This window comes from Erythrobacter sp. NAP1 (genome assembly GCF_000152865.1).
Lineage (GTDB): Bacteria > Pseudomonadota > Alphaproteobacteria > Sphingomonadales > Sphingomonadaceae > Erythrobacter.
The window spans coordinates 1,175,711-1,194,614 of the sequence record NZ_CH672390.1 but is presented as its reverse complement, the minus strand read 5'-3'; the positions used below and the strand labels follow the sequence as shown (position 1 = coordinate 1,194,614).

Annotated in this window: 13 protein-coding genes and 1 tRNA gene; 6 read left to right on the top strand and 8 right to left on the bottom strand. The window is 59.4% G+C overall.

Annotation, left to right across the window (positions count from 1 at the left end; all coding sequences use genetic code 11):
- Window positions 1–33 precede the first annotated feature (33 nt).
- Window positions 34–110 (top strand) — tRNA-Arg (locus NAP1_RS05635).
- An 86-nt stretch (window positions 111–196) separates the two neighbouring features.
- Window positions 197–2,317 (top strand): S9 family peptidase, encoded by a 2,121-nt coding sequence (locus tag NAP1_RS05630; protein WP_007164276.1) that lies wholly within the window; start codon window positions 197–199, stop codon window positions 2,315–2,317.
- A 17-nt stretch (window positions 2,318–2,334) separates the two neighbouring features.
- Here NAP1_RS05630 and NAP1_RS05625 read toward each other — a convergent pair whose 3' ends face one another.
- The 5 genes from NAP1_RS05625 to NAP1_RS05600 all read right to left on the bottom strand — a co-directional run bounded on the left by NAP1_RS05625 (window position 2,335) and on the right by NAP1_RS05600 (window position 11,185).
- On the bottom strand, window positions 2,335–5,655 hold the full coding sequence (locus tag NAP1_RS05625) for a S41 family peptidase (RefSeq protein WP_007164275.1): 3,321 nt from the start codon (window positions 5,653–5,655) through the stop codon (window positions 2,335–2,337).
- A gap of 104 nt (window positions 5,656–5,759) precedes the next feature.
- Window positions 5,760–7,814, bottom strand: a complete 2,055-nt coding sequence (locus tag NAP1_RS05620) for a S9 family peptidase (RefSeq protein WP_040464278.1) — start codon at window positions 7,812–7,814, stop codon at window positions 5,760–5,762.
- Between the two features lie 328 nt (window positions 7,815–8,142).
- On the bottom strand, window positions 8,143–9,306 hold the full coding sequence (locus NAP1_RS05610; RefSeq protein WP_007164272.1) for an MFS transporter: 1,164 nt from the start codon (window positions 9,304–9,306) through the stop codon (window positions 8,143–8,145).
- A 62-nt stretch (window positions 9,307–9,368) separates the two neighbouring features.
- Complete coding sequence (locus NAP1_RS05605; RefSeq protein ID WP_007164271.1) at window positions 9,369–10,280, bottom strand: haloalkane dehalogenase; 912 nt, start codon at window positions 10,278–10,280, stop codon at window positions 9,369–9,371.
- 56 nt (window positions 10,281–10,336) lie between these two features.
- On the bottom strand, window positions 10,337–11,185 hold the full coding sequence (locus NAP1_RS05600) for a mechanosensitive ion channel family protein (RefSeq protein ID WP_007164270.1): 849 nt from the start codon (window positions 11,183–11,185) through the stop codon (window positions 10,337–10,339).
- 147 nt (window positions 11,186–11,332) lie between these two features.
- Here NAP1_RS05600 and NAP1_RS05595 point away from each other — a divergent pair, with 147 nt between their 5' ends.
- The 4 genes from NAP1_RS05595 to NAP1_RS05580 all read left to right on the top strand — a co-directional run bounded on the left by NAP1_RS05595 (window position 11,333) and on the right by NAP1_RS05580 (window position 15,570).
- Window positions 11,333–12,499 carry an acyl-CoA dehydrogenase family protein gene (locus tag NAP1_RS05595; protein ID WP_007164269.1) on the top strand — a complete coding sequence of 389 codons (1,167 nt, stop codon included), beginning with the start codon at window positions 11,333–11,335 and terminating at the stop codon, window positions 12,497–12,499.
- Window positions 12,500–12,627: 128 nt separating this feature from the next.
- Window positions 12,628–12,927, top strand: a complete 300-nt coding sequence (locus tag NAP1_RS05590) for a septum formation initiator family protein (protein WP_007164268.1) — start codon at window positions 12,628–12,630, stop codon at window positions 12,925–12,927.
- A 183-nt stretch (window positions 12,928–13,110) separates the two neighbouring features.
- Window positions 13,111–14,211, top strand: a complete 1,101-nt coding sequence (pdhA, locus tag NAP1_RS05585; protein ID WP_007164267.1) for a pyruvate dehydrogenase (acetyl-transferring) E1 component subunit alpha — start codon at window positions 13,111–13,113, stop codon at window positions 14,209–14,211.
- A 3-nt stretch (window positions 14,212–14,214) separates the two neighbouring features.
- Window positions 14,215–15,570, top strand: coding sequence for a pyruvate dehydrogenase complex E1 component subunit beta (locus NAP1_RS05580; RefSeq protein WP_007164266.1), 1,356 nt, complete (start codon window positions 14,215–14,217; stop codon window positions 15,568–15,570).
- Between the two features lie 39 nt (window positions 15,571–15,609).
- Here the strand turns inward: NAP1_RS05580 and NAP1_RS05575 are convergent, their stop codons facing one another.
- Genes NAP1_RS05575 through NAP1_RS05565 form a run of 3 tightly spaced genes read right to left on the bottom strand, consistent with a single transcriptional unit; the run spans window position 15,610 to window position 18,895 of the window.
- A complete protein-coding gene (locus tag NAP1_RS05575) occupies window positions 15,610–16,335 on the bottom strand; it encodes a TadE/TadG family type IV pilus assembly protein (protein ID WP_007164265.1) in 726 nt (241 codons plus the stop codon).
- Entirely contained in the window at window positions 16,335–16,934 is a 600-nt protein-coding gene (locus tag NAP1_RS05570) for a TadE/TadG family type IV pilus assembly protein (RefSeq protein WP_007164264.1), read from the bottom strand. Before NAP1_RS05570 ends, NAP1_RS05575 begins: the two co-directional genes overlap by 1 nt.
- Complete coding sequence (locus NAP1_RS05565; RefSeq protein ID WP_083776260.1) at window positions 16,931–18,895, bottom strand: TadE/TadG family type IV pilus assembly protein; 1,965 nt, start codon at window positions 18,893–18,895, stop codon at window positions 16,931–16,933. Before NAP1_RS05565 ends, NAP1_RS05570 begins: the two co-directional genes overlap by 4 nt.
- Window positions 18,896–18,904: the final 9 nt, after the last annotated feature.

Here is an 18,904-nt window from a genome sequence, read left to right as displayed (position 1 = left end):
GAGGCTCCTGCTATGGGAGGCCCTCTGCCGAGAGTCCCCGTAGCTCAGGTGGATAGAGCGTTGGATTCCTAATCCAAAGGCCACAGGTTCGAATCCTGTCGGGGACACCACATCAGCTTCTCAAGTCCAGATTGACCCCATGCCGCGTGACGTTATCACACGGGGGCAATCATTTCTGAGAGAGAGGCTCCCGACAATGAAATCGACATTTGCAGCGCTCGGCGCGTTTGCCCTGATCGCCGTTCCGCCAGCGATCCTGAACGCGCAGACAAGCGAACCCTCATCAGAAATGTCTGTCACCGGCAAGGGATCGGAAAGGACCGGACCGAACTCGCGTCTGACGGGCGAAGACCTGTTCGACATTGCATACGCATCTGACCCGCAGATCAGCCCTGACGGATCGACCATCATCTACACTCGCCGTCAGAGCGATATCATGACGGACCGGGTTGTCAGCAGCCTGTGGTCGATCGATGTCGCAAGCGGTGAGGAGCGCCCCTTTGCGGGCAATGACGGGGCTGCCTTCGGGGCCCGCTGGTCGCCGGACGGATCGCGCGTCGCTTACGTGTCTACCGAGAACGGCGGCGCACAATTGTGGGTCAAGTGGATGGATAGCGGCGAGGCGGTCAAGCTGACCGGTCTCCCGAATTCGCCGATGAGCATCACCTGGTCACCTGATGGCAGGCAGATCTCTTACGTCATGATGGTCGACGACAACGCACCGTCACTTGGGTCTGCACCGTCGAACCGCCCGGAAGGCGCGACATGGGCTGACGCGCTCCAGATCACCGACCTCGTGAATTTCCGAGCAGATGGCGCTGGCGAGATTACTCCGGGATTCGAGAAGATTTTCGTCATTTCAGCCACCGGCGGCGCGCCGCGTCAGCTGACCTTTGGGCCCAATCACGATGGAGGCGCTCTCAGCTGGTCGGCCGACGGTACCAAGGTGTTCTTCACGTCTAACCGTAATCCTGATTGGCAGACCGACCCGGTTGAAGCGGACATCTGGTCCGTTGACACGCGCACGCTTGCTCTTGCGCAGCTGACCATGCGTGACGGGCCGGACGGAGGACCACTGGTTTCACCTGATGGATCAATGATCGCCTATGTCGGATTTGACGACGAGGGTCGAGCCTACGAGCAAACCGAAATCTATGTGATGGATGCCGATGGCAGCAATTCGCGACTGCTGACCGGCAGCTGGGACTTCAGCCCTGATGCGGTGGAGTGGGATGCGAATTCGCGCGCGCTTTACGTCCAGTACGACAAGCGCGGTGAGACTTTCGTGGCGCGCATGTCGCTCGATGGCTCGGTTCGCGATGTAGTCGAAGGTGTTTCGGGCGGTGGGCTCGATCGACCCTACACCGGCGGCAGCTTCTCGGTGGCTGACAACGGAACGATCGCATTTACAGGCGGAACAGCGACTCGGCCGCCCGAAGTCAAAGTCGCGCAGCGCGGCAATGCGCGCTATCTGACGCAGCTCAATTCAAGCCTGCTCACGACCAAGCGCCTGGGTGAAGTGCGCGCCATCACGACCCCGTCGAGCCATGACGGACAGGAAGTTCAAGGCTGGCTAACACTCCCGCCTGATTACACCGAAGGTTCGAGGGTGCCGCTGATCCTTGAGATTCACGGAGGACCATTCGCGGCTTACGGACCGCATTTCTCGACGGACAACCAGCTGTATGCAGCGAGCGGATATGCTGTCCTGTCGGCCAATCCTCGCGGGTCGACCAGCTATGGCGAGGGGTTCGCGCAGGAAATCGACAAGGCTTACCCAAGCCAGGACTATGACGACCTGATCAGCATCGTGGACCGTGCAATCGAGCTCGGCATTGCCGATCCTGACAAGCTGTTCGTGACTGGCGGTTCGGGCGGCGGAGTGCTCACTTCGTGGATCGTGGGCAAGACCAATCGCTTCAAGGCGGCCGCGACACAGAAGCCCGTGATCAATTGGACCACGCAGGCGCTCACCGCCGATGGGACGGGCTATTTCGGACTTTACTGGATCGGGTCGCGCCCATGGGAAGACCCGCAAAAGTTTTGGGATCAGTCACCGCTTTCCCTCATCGGCAATGTGCAGACACCGACGCTGGTGGTTGTCGGAGGCGAGGACTATCGGACCCCGGTAAGCGAGGCGGTGCAGTACTATTCCGCGCTTCAACTGGCCGACGTGCCGACCACGCTCATCCGCGTGCCCGGAGCCAGTCATGCGATCACCGCGCGGCCTTCGCAGAGCGCCGCGAAGGCCTCCGCGATCCTCGCATGGTTCGAGCGCTATGCCGAAGGTTGGGAGCCAAGCGATACAGCCGACTAACAGGCTTAGGTCGCCGCTCAATCCGAGAGCGGCGACACGTCCCTTGCAGGTGTTCCCAGCGGACTAAGCGGACGCGGCCTAAGCGGCATGACCGGTTGTTCGGCAATGCGTTGTTGGAGAAGCCCGATGGCCGCCTCTAGCTGAGCGTCGCTTCCCTGATAGGTAGCGACCGGCCCGTTCTCGACCACGTAATCAGGGGCAACTCCGTAGCCCTCGACGATCCAGTTTCCGTCGATGTCGTATTGGGCATATTCGGCAATTCGAACCGCGCCGTTGTCGACAAGGCGATTGCGATCGGAGAGCCAAATACCTGCGCCTGCCGTGCGCGTGCCGATCAGCGGGCCGAGGCCGAGCGATTTAACAGCAGCTGCGAAGGTCTCGCCATCGGAATAGGTGCGCTCATCGATCAGCACGGCGATGTGTCCGCGATAGGCGTTTTGCATGTTGGTGGTCTGTTGGCCTGTCCCATCAGGAGCGCCCCAAAACGCCCACGCCTTGCGCATCAGCTGCGCAATTATGATGGAATCGATGTTGCCGCCGCTGTTGTTGCGTACGTCGATAATCAGGCCCGGCTTGTCCAACTGCGCAAAGTAATCGCGGGCGAAGCTGGCAATGTCTCTGCCGCCCATTGCGCGCAGCTTGAGATAGCCGATCTCGCCGCCGGACAGGCGCTCAGCTGCCGCTTTGCGGTCTTCGGTGAAGTCGTAATACTCGGCCATCGCGCGCCCTTGAGCGTTCATGGGCGACACGATCTGTGAAAGTTCGCTCGAACCGCGAGCAAGGTCGAGACGCACTTGTTGTCCGGCTTTGGAGGCAAGGGCGAGCCTCAGGTCAGCCAGCGATGTGACGGAACGTCCGTCGACGAGGCGGATGATGTCACCTTCGCGCACATCAACGTCGGGGCGCCGCAGCGGCGGACGAAGTGATACAAGATCGGCTTCGCCCTGATAGATGCGGTCGATCCTCAGGCCTCCGGAGACGGATGAATACTCGGCACCCAAGAATGCCATGTCGCTGTTCTCGTCATCCTCAGGCAGGTCGCCTGATCGAACCTGGCTGTGAAGGATGCCAAGTTGCGAGGCCATCTGGCCGAGGATCGTGTTGAGCTCTGCGCGGTGACCAATGCGGCTGACCAGCGGTTCGTGCTGATCGCGAACCGCCTCCCAGTCGATCCCGCGAAGGGCGGGGTCATAGGCAAAGTCGCGGTGCAGACGCCACGCATCGTGGAACATCTGCTGCCACTCGGAGACCGGATCGATGGTCAGGCTCCAATCGTCCAGACGGACCATTTTGCCATCGAGCTTGTCGGGCATCTTTGGACCTGCCGGAACCAGAGCAAGGCGAGGGCCATTGGGACCCGGCAGCGTTACCGCGATGGTCTCCCGGTCGGCCGCCAGCTCAATTGCCAGAGCGTTGCCCGAGAACGTTTCCACCTTGGGATCATTCTGGTCGATCGCGATGGAAACCCACTCATCTCCGATCCGAGTGAACAGATGCGACTTCGTGACGAACAGCTCTCGACCTGCGCCCGCTTTCACAGGGAGTTTGTAGAGCCGATCTGCGAGCCCATCGAGAACGATGTTGGCCGATGGCTTTTCGTCCTCTGCTTCGTCCTTTTCACCTTCATCATCGCTATCGCTGTCCGAGCTTTCATCCTCGTCTTCGCCGGCGAGCGTCAGCTCATTGTCTTCGCGGAATGGGAATTCGGCTTCGGGGTCGAGTTTCAACGCGTGAATCTCGCCGCGATCGGGGAACGACACGCCCATGTTGCGGTCGCCCCAGGGGCTTCCCGGCTCGGGCGAGAAGTTGCGTTCCGATACGAAGTAGAGCCACTTTCCATCCGGCGAGAAGGCGGGGACGAAGTCGTTGAACTTGCCGGAGCTCGCCTGCACCCGCTCACCGGTTGAGAGGTTCTGAACCTGGATGTTGGCGGTGTTGGAGAATTGCTCAGGGCCGGTTTCGGAATATGCAATGAACTTGCTGTCGGGCGAGAATACGATGTTGACGAAGGCGTTGTCGTTGCCGGTCGTGTTTTGTGCGAGGAGCGTCACTGCACCGCTTTCGACATCGACCTTCTGCAGTCGCGCTAGCTTGTCGCGTACGACCAGAGTTTTGCCATCGGGCGAGACGACGAACGACCAGATGTGCGCGTCGTAATTGGCAGCGATGACATTGGGTTCACCGGAACCATCGGCATCCATGCGAACGAGGTCGCGCGTATCGCCTCTATCCAGAATGAGGAAGAGATTGTCGCCCTCGGGCCCTGCGACGGCCTCACGGGCGCGCGCACCATCGGGCACGTTGAACTCGACCCGCCTGCGCGCGAGGGGGGAGGCGAGGGCCACCTGACCACGGGCAGTCACAGCAATTGCATCGCCTGTTGGCGAGACGCGCGCTGCCTCGATCTGTTCCATGGGATTGTCGAGTGTGCGCGGACGCGTCTGCTCACGGTCGGTTACGAGGTCGATGGCGAGCGTCGAAAGCGTGTTTGATGCAAGCGAGAAGACATGCAGGTCGGCGCCGTTCTGTATGAAGACCGCACCGCCATCGATTGCCGCTTGCAGCACTGGGAAAGCAAATTCTTCGCTGTGCTGTGTGACGCCGCTGCCGTCTTGACTGACGGACCAGATCGCGTCTCCTCCGCTTTTGTCCGAGATGAAGTAAATCCGCCCGCCATGCGCCATCGGCATCCGGATGGGGGCACCGAAATCGGCGAGAAGCTGCGTTGCTTCGTCGGTTGATCCGGGCATCCAACTCCACAATTGGGCCATTCCGCCACCACGATAGAGCACCGCATTATCGCGGGCGCGGGCATAAAGGCCACGGCGATTGAAGAAGAATCTGCCGTCCGATCCGTAAGCGGCGCTGTTGGCGCGCCAAAGCGGGATAGCGCTTGGCTGCCCACCGGTGGCAGCGATGGTGTGAAGGACTTCGCCCTGACCGCTTCCGCGCAGACGCGATGAGAAGATAACCTGTCCGTCGGGCGTCCACCCCACGGTGGTCATGCCGCCGCCCTCATATGTGAGGCGAGTGGGACGCCCTCCTGCGACCGGCATCACATAGATATCATCGCCGCTGTCATAGCCGGCATTGAATGCGACCATCGATCCGTCGGGCGAGATATGGAGGTTGCGCTCCTCGCCCTCATGGTTTGTCAGGCGAACTGCAGTCCCACCATCCCGCGATGCGCGCCAGATGTCGCCTTCACTCGCAAAAACCAGAACATCGCCGCGCACAGCAGGGTATTGGTAGAACCCTTCTTCGGCCATCACAGGCGCAGCCGTTGAGGTCAAAAGAACAGCGGCAAGCGCAAGAGTGCGCCGACGAAGTGGCTTCATGAATTCAGTCCCCTGTTGCGCGAGGGGATGCGACTGCCCCTCGCATAATCATCGTTGGCTAGCGAGGAGGACAGCGCGAGGCACCACCCTCATCGACAAACTGGTTATTCCTCCCCATCGCGGTCGGTTCGATAGCGCTCGAACCATGCGATGGTGTAGTCCGTCTTGGCGTTCAGCAGTGAAGGCCGCGAGGCAATGCCGTGATTGGTACCCGGTACGCGCACCATGACACTGGGCACGCCGCGCAGTTGCAGTGCCTGGTAGAACTGTTCGGTTTCCGAGATCGGCGTGCGGTAATCCACCTCGCCAGTGATCAGCATGGTTGGGGTCGTCACATTGCCGACAAGGCTGAGCGGCGAGCGCTCCCAATAATGATTGAGATGCTCCCATGGTGGTCCGGGAAACTGGTTTGCTATCTGGCCGATGTAGCTGTCTGCGGTCAGCACTTTGGAGACCCAGTTGATGACCGGTTTTGCGGCCATTGCGGCATTGAAACGGTCCGTGAGGCCAATAGCGTAAGCGGTCGCGATCCCGCCCGCCGATCCGCCTGCGATGAATAGGTTTTCCGGGTCAGCAAAGCCGTTGTCGATCGCCCAATCGACAGCGGAATTGTGGTCGGCAAAATCGTCGGGGCTTGAGTACTTGTATTTCAGCAGGTTCGCGAACTCGCTTCCATAGCCGATCGATCCGCGATGATTGTCATAGATCACCACGTATCCTTCCGCCGCCATCCGCTGAAGCTCAGCCGAGAAATGCGGGCCATAAGCAAGGTGAGGGCCGCCATGAATCTCGATGATGAGGGGGTAAGCCTTGCCTTGCTCATAGCCTGGCGGCGTGATCATCCAGCCTTGGATTTCGAGCCCGTCGAGCTCGGAATTGTAGGTGAAGCTGGTGACTTCACCCAGATCCCGGTGTGCGAGAAGGTCTTCATTCAGAGAGGTCAGACGCGTGGCGCGGCCTGATCGGAAGGCGTAAAGGTCAGCGGGCCGCTGCGCGCTCCCCTTGGTATAGAGAAGGGTGCTGCGCGCCCCTGCGTCATACGATCCGCTGACATACGGGCGGCCGATAGTGGTTCCGCCGATCCCCTCGACTGCCGTGCGGCGATTGCCCCGCGTATCGACAACTCCGATATTGTTTTCGCCCCGGTTCTGAAACGTGAAAGCTATTTCCGAACTGGACAGCCACTGGACATCGCCTGCGCGCCGATCGAGGCCTTCAGTCAGGTTTCGCGCATTACCGCCATCGACGTTCATCACAAAAACGTTGGTTGGCAAGAAGGGTTCGCGCGCGTTGCCGGTGCCGAGAAATGCGATCGACCCACCATCGGGAGAGACTTGCGGGCTCGTTTCCGTACCCGGCATTTCGGTCAGCTGCGTCAGCTCGCCTGATGAAACACTCACCGAGAAGACGTCCGCCTCTCGGCTCTGCAATTCCCATCCTTCATTGCGATTGGCCGAGAAGATGATCTGCTCGCCATCGGGGGTGAAAGAGAGCGGGCCGCCGTGGTTGAAGTCACCAGAGGTAAGCTGTCGCTGTGTGCCGCCTTCTGCCGGGATTACGAAGATGTGATCGTAGGCCAGTTCGACAAAGCCTGCGCCGTTGGTGCGATAGCGCGCGCGGTCGATCACGACCGGTGCTTTCGCCCAGTTCGCGCCTTCGGGGCGGGACGGGGGGCTCAGCAGCTTGTCGCTCTTCGCCTCAACTGACATCGCAAAGGCGATCATAGTTCCATCAGGCGACCAGGTTATGCTCGATGGGCCGCGTTCGAAGCTACCGATCAGCGCGCTTCGGCCAGATGCGAGGTAGTGAACATACAGCGCCGTCCGGCCATTCTCGGAGGTCATATAGGCGATGCGCGAGCCATCGGGGGACCAGCGCGGCGAGCGGTACGAGCCGCCGTCAGCCAGGAGTGGTTCGTGTGCGCTGCCATCCAGATCGACGATCCAGACATGCGAACGCGTGCGATCGGTCATGATGTCGTTGAAACGGCGCACGTAAATGGCCTGGCTGCCATCCGGGGAAACCTGTGGGTCGTCTGCCCATTCGAGCTCAAACACGTCTTCCGCCGAAAACAGCTTCAATTCTTCACTGTGATCATCTGCGAGCGCTGGTGTGGCGAGACCTGCGGCGAAGATCGCCATGGCCAGAATTCGTTGCATCGAGCACCTTTTCTATTGAAAATTCCAGTGCTCAGCTTGGGCAATGCGCGGCGCAGTGGCAACAATGAATTGCAGCACAAGGGCGCGATAAAAAAGACGCTCGGCCAACCCGGAAGAGGCTTCTGCGAAAAGCCATTCGGGATGAAGCCTCAGCGTCTTTTTTATCTCCCGTCCAGTGGGAGATCGGGCCGACCACACTTTGCATTCGGTAAGACCGGAGATGATCAGGTCACGCTGAAGATCATCGGTAAACACCTGAGTGCGTGTGCGCGCTAAGCCTCTCTAGTTGGCTAAGTTTCGGTTAACAACAAAAGGTTCCTAGGCACTGTTACCTAGTGTCGCCAGCTGACTGCGAACGCCGGTCCCAAGCGAACTGCGCATAGTATGAAAGGGCTACGACGCCAGAGGAAATCGCGAGGAGCAGCACGCACGTTCCAAGCCAACCGCCATAATCGTAAATCGATGTTCCAAGAACGCTGCCAAGCGCTCCGCCAATGAACATGATCACGATATATGTCGTGGTCAGCCGCGTGCGGATGGCCGGCTCAAGGCTGAGATAGGTCATGCGACCCGTTACATCGATGCTCGGTCCAACTATGTTCGTGATGACCAGCGGCACCATGACCGCCCAAGCATTCCAGCCGAGCGGGTACATCAGGGCAATGCCAACCATCTGCACCACTGCTGCGAGCAATCGGGCCCGGCGCGCCCCGATCCTGTCGGCGATCTTGCCGAGCCGTGCAGTGGTGAAAAGGCTTATCGCGGAAACCCCTGCGAGATAGCCCACCGTATCGACCCCGTAGCCCAGTTCGTCACTCGTCAGGTGAAGCGCGAGCGCCAGCCATGTCGCGGTAAATGCGGCGAAGTTCAGGCCTTGAATCAAGCCCGAAATCAGCATGTCCTTGTTGGACTTTGCGAGTGTGAAGACCGACGCCAAGAGCGCGCCATAGCCAGTGCGCGGCTGTTTGGCAGAGCTCCCCTCGCTGCGGAACGTGATCGGGAGAAGGGCAGTCGTTGCCGCCATCAGCACGAAAGCGCACCAATAGACCGCGCGCCAGCCAAATTGCTCCGCCACCACACCAGCGCCAACGCGCGCAACCAATATTCCGAAGATCACCCCCACCGTAAGAAGTGCAGTGACCTGGCCCAGCCTGTCAGGCGACACACGCTTCGAAGCGAAAGCGGGAATCAGATATGGTGCGATGGTCACAAAGCCCAGCAGGGTCGAGGACAGCGTAAACAAGACAAAGCTTTCCGCCATCACCATGCCGAGCATGAACAGGCTCTGCGCGCTTACGAAGATGATGCAGAGCGACCGGTTTGAGTAGATATCGCCCAGCGGCAGAAGCAGCAAAATACCGACCGCCAACGCCAGCTGGTTAAGCGCTGGTACGATGCCAATCCGCGCTTCACTCACACCAAAGTGCGCGGCGACCTCTCCGATGATCGGGTGGATGTAATAGGCATTTGCGATGACCACAGCCGCAGTCACGGCCAGAGCGAATTCCTGGCCGCGTGTAAGATAGGCTGGGTTGGACTGCGCGTGGGTCTCGCTCAGAGCATGCCCGCTTTCTTGGCGGCGAAGACAACGCCATCGGCCAGTTCCTTGGGGCGATCCTCTTGGCAGAAATGCCCGCAAGTGCTCAGGATCTCGTGAGGCATTCCCTCTGCGCCCTTGATGCGTTCGCTGAGGGTCTTGCCAAGCCCGCCTGTCACAGGATCGTCGGCACCGAACAGTGTCAGGAACGGTTTGTCGAATGCTGCGAGACCTTCCCATGCCTTGGTGTTTTGCTCGATCCCATCCATGCCGTCTTCAACCGGCACAAGCTGTGGGAAGGCGCGCGCGCCAGCTTTGGAAGCTTCGTCGGGGAAGGGGGCATCATAGGCTGCCACCTCTTCCGGCGTCCGCTCAGTTGCGGTCGCTCGCTGGAGCAGTTCGCCGATCTCAAACTCGGGCGAGCTCTTGGCAAACTGGCGCCATGCAAGGAATGCGGGCGAGGGTGTCCCGCCGGTCGGTAGAAATGTGTTGCTCGCGACCACACAAGCGAACCTGTCTGGCTCTTCTCCGACGAGGCGAAGGCCAAGTAGGCCGCCCCAGTCCTGGCAGAACAGCGCAGCGGGCGCAGGTACCACCGCGTCGCGCCACTGGCGCAACCACGAGATGTGGCGGTCATAGGTGTAGAACGCGATATCGTCCGGCTTGTCGCTCTTGCCAAAGCCGATGAGGTCGGGCGCCAAACATCGGAAACCGGCGTCAAGCAGCACCGGGATCATCTTGCGATAGAGGAAGCTCCAGCTGGGTTCGCCGTGAAACAGAAGGACGGGCGGTGCATCCTTCGGCCCCTCGTCAATGTAATGCATTCGGCCCGAATAGCCTTCGCCCAGATCGATAGTGATCCAATGCTCTTGGAAGTCGTAGTCGGGCAGATTTGCGAACCGCGCGGGATCCGATGTCAGAATTTTCATGTCTGTCTCCTCTCGCTCGAGAAGATCAGTAGCACGAAAAAACTGATCGGAAAGGACTAAGCCTCTTCGCCCGGCTTCTCACCCATGGGCACGCGCTCCTTGAAGGTATGCGTGATGTAGGGGAACGGAATCTCGATACCGGCATCGTCCAGCGAACGCTTGATCGCGCGGACAACTTTGTCCTTCGATTCCCAGCCAGCACGCGGGGTCGAACCCGACCACCAGCGCACGAGGAAATCGACCGATGACGAGTTGAACTCCTGTGCGAAGATATCGATGCCTTTGTCCTCGTCGACCTCTTCAACGCCGGTGACAGCCTTGCGGATGACTTCGGCAGCTTCGTCGAGATCGGTGTCGTAGGAAACGCCTATCACTACATCGTGACGGCGCTGTTCCTTGTCAGTGAGGATTTCGACCGGGTTCTTGAACAGGATCGAGTTGGGCACGACCGTCACTTCGCCCGACAGCTTGCGGATATGCGTTTCGCGGAGGGTGATATGCTCGACCTTGCCGATCATGCCTTCGCATTCAATCACATCGCCGATGCGCATTTTCTCGCGCACCATGATGAGTACGCCGGCGAGGAAGTTCTCAAAGATGTCCTGAAACGCGAACCCGATGGCCACGGCACCGATGCCGAGGCCCGCGATAAGACTGCCGACCGTAAGGCCGGGAAAGACCACAATCATCGCGATGAGCATACCGATGATCCAGACGGCAAGCTTGACGATGGTTTCGATCAGCTGGCGCAGTGAAGGCCGCAGATCGGTCTTGCCTGTGATCCTGTCTGCGATCGACGTCGCGAAACCCGCGATAATCGCGGTGATAATGACGATGACTAAGGCGATACCGAGTGAGGGAAGAAGGCGCACGAATTCCGTGCCCATATCGTTCAGCTGGTCCATCAAAGTGCTTAGCATATTACCCCGTGTTGTAACTCTGTTAGCTACCCAACGATTGTGTGTACCCGATAGTTCCGGATTTGCAGGGGGTGTGCGCTTACGGGTGCTGGACGCGAGCGCCGTGTCGCGGCAAGGGATGCAGCCATGACAATGCCGATGACGAACGAGAGCGAAGAACTCGCTGAAATCCGCCGCGCCGTGCGCGCTTTGTGCGATGACTTTCCGGGAGAGTACTGGCGCGCAAAGGACGCTGCCCGCGAATATCCGGGCGAGTTCGTCGACGCGCTCACACAGGCCGGTTTTCTGGCTGCCCTCATCCCCGAGGAATTCGGCGGCAGCGGCCTTTCGCTCGACGCGGCGGCCGTCATCATGGAGGAAATCCAGGCAACCGGGTGCAACGGATCGTCCGCTCATGCGCAGATGTACATTATGAACACGCTGCTCAAATACGGGTCTGACGATCAGAAAGCGGAGTACCTGCCGAAGATTGCGCGGGGAGACTTGCGATTACAGGCTTTCGGCGTTTCCGAGCCCACCAGCGGCACCGATACGCTCAGCTTAAAGACCCGTGCGGTGCGCGAGGGCGATGAATATGTCGTATCCGGTCAGAAGATATGGACGAGCCGCGCCGAGCATTCCGACCTCATGCTTCTCCTTGCTCGCACGACGCCGCGTGACCAGGTCGAGAAGAAGACCGATGGCCTCTCGATCTTTCTCGTCGACATGCAGGAAGCGCTCAAGAACGGCATGAGCATCAAGCCGATCCGCACCATGATGAACCACTCTTCGTGCGAGGTGTTCTTCGATGACCTGCGTATTCCGGCCAGCTCGCTTGTTGGCGAGGAAGGGAAGGGCTTCCGCTACATCCTGTCCGGCATGAACGCCGAACGCATTCTTATCGCTGCTGAATGTATCGGCGACGCCAAGTGGTTCATCGAGCAGGCCAAGAATTATGCGGGCGACCGCAACGTGTTTGCCCGCCCGATCGGGCAGAATCAGGGAGTACAATTCCCGATCGCGCGTTGTTACGCCCAGATGCGCGCGGCAGAGCTCATGGTGCATCACGCGGCACAGGTTTACGACGAAGGCGGTAATCCGGGGGCAGAAGCCAATATGGCAAAGCTCCTAGCATCCGAAGCCAGCTGGGCGGCGGCAGACATGTGTGTGCAGACGTTCGGCGGGTTCGGTTTCGCTGAGGAATACGACGTCGAGCGCAAGTTCCGCGAGGCGCGGCTTTACACGGTGGCGCCAATCTCGACGAACCTGATCCTATCCTATCTCGCCGAACACGTCTTGGGGCTGCCGCGCTCGTACTGATCAGCGATCTTACTGATGCGTGGCAATTCTGACTCGTTTTCTCGTGAATTGAGTGGCCTAGAGCGCATTTCTCTTGCGGTCTGTGGTTAACTATGATTCTGTGGACGGCGGATCGAGGGATTGGGATAATGCGCAGACCACCACAGGAGCATATCAAGCAGGGCCTTGCGCTCGTGCTGCTTGTCGTCCTGACCGTCTCCGCAATCGCTGGTCCCACCGGTCTCCTCGCATGGGCGGAAAATGGCGAGGTGCTCGAACAGCGTCAGGTTCGCATCACCCTGCTCAAGGAAAAGCGAGACGCGCTGAAGAACCGCGTAGAACTGCTTGATCCAGAGGGCGCTGACCCTGACCTGGTGAGCGAGTTGGTGCGTGAGGATCTGGGAGTGATTCACCCGGACGAGATCGTCATTACGCTCGAAGACGAATAGCCAGATCGCAGCCTTCTTGGTTTGCCAAATGAGCTAGTTTAACCACATCGGTAATTTGTAGGTACTTCGGGTCGACTTACGTTGCGTAAGGCCAATTGCGATGCCTATAGCAGCCCTTCAACACCAGAGGCGCGCACCGTGGGTTCACGCGAAGCGCGCTGCAAGTGAGGGAAGGGATCACACTTGGCCAAGAAACCCGCCGCGAAAAAGCCTGCCGCAAAGAAAGCAGCAGCGCCCGAAACGCTCGCTCCGTCTGACGATCCGGACTTCATCCTCCACTCGCTGCAGGAAGAATTCGAAGCGGCAAAGAGCTACGCTGCGAGCGACGAACAATTGCTCGAATTCTACCGCCAGATGCTCCTCATTCGCCGTTTCGAGGAGAAGGCGGGCCAGCTTTACGGCCTCGGCCTGATCGGCGGTTTCTGCCACCTTTATATCGGTCAGGAAGCGGTTGCGATTGGCCTTCAGTCCGCGCTCGACAACGACCGCGACAGCGTGATCACCGGCTACCGTGACCACGGCCACATGCTCGCTTACGGTATCGATCCCAAGGTCATCATGGCCGAGCTTACGGGCCGCGAAGCGGGCATTTCGAAGGGCAAGGGCGGGTCGATGCACATGTTCTCGACCGAGCATAAGTTCTATGGCGGCCACGGCATCGTCGGTGCGCAGGTCGCACTCGGCGGGGGCCTCGCGCTCGCTCACCAATACAATGAAGATGGCGGTCTGTGCCTTGCTTATTTCGGTGACGGTGCAGCCAACCAGGGCCAGGTTTACGAGACCTTCAACATGGCTGCCCTCTGGAATTTGCCCATCGTTTTCGTGGTCGAGGACAACCAGTACGCGATGGGTACCGCCTCCTCGCGCTCCTCGGCTGAAACCCGCTTCCACCGCCGCGGCACCGCATTCCGCATTCCGGGCATGGAAGTGAACGGTATGGATGTGCTCGAAGTGCGCGCCGCTGCGGAGGTCGCATTCAAGCACGTTCGCGAGGGCAAGGGTCCGGTGCTGATGGAATGCAACACTTATCGCTATCGCGGCCACTCGATGTCCGACCCTGCCAAGTATCGCACGCGCGAAGAGGTGCAGGAACAACGCGATCACCATGACCCGATCGAGCGGCTCAAAAAGTCGCTGATCGAAGGCGGCCATGCCGAGGAAGACCTCAAGGCTATCGACAAGGATATTCGCAAGATCGTGACCGAAGCGGCTGATTTCGCGGAAAGTTCACCCGAACCGGGCCCGGACGAACTCTACACCGATGTTCTGGTGGAGGAGTATTGATCCATGGCTATCGAACTCAAAATGCCAGCGCTTTCGCCGACCATGGAAGAAGGCACGCTCGCCAAATGGCTCAAATCCGAAGGCGACACGATTGAACCCGGTGACATCATCGCCGAGATCGAAACCGACAAAGCAACAATGGAATTCGAAGCCATCGACGAGGGTGTGCTTGCCAAAATCCTCGTAGCCGAAGGCACCGAGAACGTCGCCGTTGGCACCGTGATTGCCGAGATGGAAGGCGAGGGCGAAGAAGCATCGCCTGCTCCCGCGCCTGCGGCGAAAGAAGAACCTGCACCTGCGCCAACTCCGCCTCCTGTGGCAACTAAGCCAGAGGTTAAGGCAACGCCAAGCGATCCGGAGATCCCGGAAGGTACGAGCTTCACTTCGACCACCGTGCGCGAGGCTCTTCGCGATGCGATGGCTGAAGAAATGCGCGCTGATAAGCGCGTCTTCGTGATGGGTGAGGAAGTCGCCGAATACCAGGGCGCCTACAAGGTAACGCAGGGCCTCCTCGATGAGTTCGGTCCCAAGCGGGTCATCGACACGCCGATCACCGAGTACGGGTTTGCCGGCATCGGTTCGGGCGCCGCTATGGGTGGCCTCAAGCCGATCGTTGAATTCATGACGTTCAACTTCGCGATGCAGGCAATCGACCACATCGTGAACTCGGCAGCCAAGACGAACTATATGTCAGGCGGCCAGATGCGCTGTCCGATCGTGTTCCGCGGTCCGAACGGCGCTGCAAGCCGCGTCGCAGCGCAGCACTCGCAAAACTACGGCCCGTGGTATGCGAGCGTACCGGGCCTGATCGTGATTGCCCCCTATGACAGCTCGGATGCCAAGGGCCTCATGAAGGCTGCGATCCGGTCAGAGGACCCGGTTGTCTTCCTCGAGAATGAGCTTGTTTACGGGCGTTCATTCGAAGTTCCCGACCTTGACGACCACGTACTGCCGATCGGCAAGGCGAGGATCGTGCGCGAGGGCAAGGACGCGACTATCGTCACCTATTCGATTGGCGTGGGTCTCGCCTTGGAAGCAGCGGAAGAGCTGGCAGGGCAGGGGATCGATGCCGAAGTGATCGACCTTCGCACATTGCGCCCGCTCGACAAGGAGACGGTTCTCAAATCTCTCGCCAAGACAAACCGCCTGGTTGTTGCGGAAGAGGGTTGGCCGACCTGCTCCATCGCGAGCGAGATCATTTCGATCTGCATGGAGGAAGGCTTCGACGATCTCGACGCACCGGTCCTGCGGGTCTGCAACGAAGACGTGCCGCTTCCCTATGCCGCGAACCTTGAAAAGCTCGCGCTGATTGACGCGCCTCGCATAGTCGAGGCGGTCAAGAAGGTTTGCTACGTTTAAAAGTGATGTGGGGAGGGCGCCAGAAGCGCCCTCTCACCCTCAGCTTGGGCGGTTAGCCGAATAGACGTTGCAACGAGCAACCGGCGCGGGGTCGTCTTCCCGATTGTAGATTTGGCTGATGTCGCGCTTGTCGCGGACATTGAACGCAGCCGTGTACTCGAGCTCCGTTCCGTCGAACATCTCGAACGGCGTCACAGACTCGTAGGTGTAATACACCTCAACGAAAATCACTGCAGTGCCGGATTCGGCCTTGATCTTTTCGTTGCGACGCGGACCGCCGCCCATGCCGGGGAAGCTGTTGTCGTCAGCGCCAACGCCTTCCTCGCCATACTGCGAATCGATCACTTTCGCGCCGCGACAGCGTTGCCAGCGGATGGTCTGACCATTCGGGCTGTTGCCGTCGTTCAGCTCATTGTCCTGAAGGCTCGAGATGATGATCCGGCCGTTCTCGTAAATCGAGTAGCGCGCACCCAGCTTCTCGGCGCCGACAAGCGTGCCGTTGATGTCATCCTCAAACACCTTGCGCGCAACGAGCACGTCGTTCTCACCGACGCGCGAGGCGTTATCAGCCACCTGCATAGCGATCTGGCTGACCTGCATATGCGTGATGGTGAAGTATGCGGTTTCGGTACCCATCATGCCGAGACCCAGAACGAGCGGAGCGGTGAAGGCAAACTCGACCATCGCGACAGCCGAATTGTCCTTCCACAAAGAGCGCATGCGGTTCGCGAAGGTCTTGGCGGGTTTCACAGGGTTCTTTGTCATCACAGGCAATTCCCGGATTCTACACTGGTGTCTTGTTGGTCGTAGGGCTGGTTGCGCAGCACGGTGGAGGCGGTGACCTGCACTTCCTGCGAGAGGCCAGCGAGGCCATACATCGGAAAGACGCGCGGATAGGTCACAATGGCAGTGTAAAGAACTGCATCGCGGGCGCCGCCGATACCTTCCTCACCGCGATCAGCATCCCACTGACCGTTGCGGTTCGCATCGATGAAGACCTCGTTGTTGTCGCAAACGCCGTTGAGGTTGATGTCGTCGTACTCTTCTTCTTCACCGATATCTTCGAAGTCGAAGTGCGACAGCTTGTTGAGTTCGATCGTGGCGGTCGAAGGTACAACGTTGCTGATCTGGGAGATCACATAGCCGTCAATCGTGCTCTCCTGGCTGCCTGCCGTCTCGAGCGTCAGGTCTCGGCCTGCTTTCTGAAGCGCTCCGTTAACGAGCGACGTCGTGTACTGCGTATGCGCGAGGTCGAAGATACCCATGATCATGAGGATCAGGATCGGTGCGACGAGCCCGAACTCGGTCAGCGTCGCACCTGTCTGATCATCACGCAGGTGTCGTGTGAATTTGCTGCGGATCATTGGGTGAGCCTCAGTGCAGCGATTTCCTGCGCGATCTGTTCAAAGCGGGTTTCGAGCGCTGCCGTGTCATTGGCCTGGAAGGCACGGCCCGGCGTTGCGCAGTCGATCAGGTTCTGGGTGAGGGTGGTACCAAAGGCGATCACCCAGACCGAGATGTTCTCTTGGCGAGCAGCGCGGCAGGCAACCTGGAAACGCGTCGCGTGACGATCGCGAGCCTGGCCGCCAGAGCCATCGTTCGTGATGCGGCGATCCCACCACTCGATGCCGTACATCGAGTAGATTTCCTGGTTCGGCACAAGCAGACCGTCGGTCATGAAGACAATGTGACGCGAGATCGCATCGCCGTTCGGAGCCGTTGCGTTCGAAGCAGCGAAGATCCCGTTGGGCGAGATGAAACGTGCACCCCAGATCATGCCGAAGTCATGATAGGTATTGCTGCGCGGTGTGAGCCCGTCGACGTAAGTCTCCAGATCAGTCCGAGAAATGTCGGTCAGTTTGAAGGCTGCTGCTGGGCAGCTGTATCCGGGACGGTTTTCGTTGCCCGTCTGTGTGATGTGGCCGAGCACATTCCCGCTGCTGTCTTCACGCTTCCAGGTGGCGTTGCGAAGAACCGGCTTCCAGTACTCGTTCACGTTGGAAGGCGTCAGGTTGATCTTGAGATCGTGTGCGTCCTGGGGGAACGGATCGAAGGTGTCGGTGGCCACGGTGTTGGCCTCTTCGATGCAACCATCCCAGGTGACGTTGGTGTTGCTTCCATTGCTTCCAATCGGAAGGCTGATCACGTTGTCATCGTAGAGCGATGCAAGGTTGTAGGTGACGGGCTTGTAGGTCCAGTTCTGGAACGTCTCGGATTCGCCGGTCCTTTCCTCAACGATGTCGAAGAACACGTCGCCGCGCGATTCATAGACCAACCAGCCATAGCGGCAGCGACCGTCCGAAGAACGGTATCCGCGACCACCCCGAAGGCGCCAGAGGATTTCATTACCGTCGCGGTAGCGGGTACGCCGCTCGTCGCCGTTGACCGACTGACCGCTTTGGCCTTCGTGTGTACCAAGGTCGCTTCGCACGTCGAATTCGATGTCGTCGGGCTGCAATGCGGCACACTGAGACGAACTCAGTCCATACTGAGTACCATCGATGATGACGCCGAGATATTCCTCGTCGTCGTAATCGTAATCTTCGAAGCGCACGATCTCGACGCGTTCGTTGCCCCATTCAGCCGTCGTCTCGAAGTTGGCTTCGCGCGACTGATAGGTGTGAGTCTGCGCCATCCAAGCCGGTTCGGTAGCCATCAGTGCAGCGCCGACATTCACGTTCGACGCATAGGGCACCATACCATAGCGAACCTGAGCGCTCGGCGAGGTCGAAGTTTCGACCGTATCGTAGAACTTCAGCACTGCACTACGCAGGCCTTTGATCTTTGCGCCTGGATCTTCGGTGTTGCCGCAGCTACCGCCGCCGGGGTTGTCGGGAGCACAATTCATCGAACCGGTAACGTCGACCACGAACAACACGTCGGTGTTCGAGATGTTGACGTCCGCCTCGCATGTCACCGAGAGTGAAAACTCATCGTACCCAAAGGGAGCCATGATCGCAGTCGGCAAAGTTCCCGAGGCTTCGCCGTTCACTTGCCCTGATTGAGTGGCTGTGAAGCTGCGTTCAAGGTCTTCGAGGCCGAACGTACCGTCGGGATAGTTCTCATCGAAGAATTTCTCGCCGGTGATCCTGTCGGCGCGGCTGAAGTTGTCATCGGCCATGGAACGGCGCGCGGCGAGCGCACCGGCATCACATGCAGCCTGGAGTCGCGTTTCCGCCATGTAGTAGCGGCTAGCATCGACGCCGCCACCGACCATTGCCATCAATGGCACCAGCGAAGCCGCTGATATAACGATCGTATTCGCCGTGACATCTTTCGCCAACCGGCGGAAGAGGGTGGGGTGGGTTTGTGTATACTGGCCCATAGGTTGCGC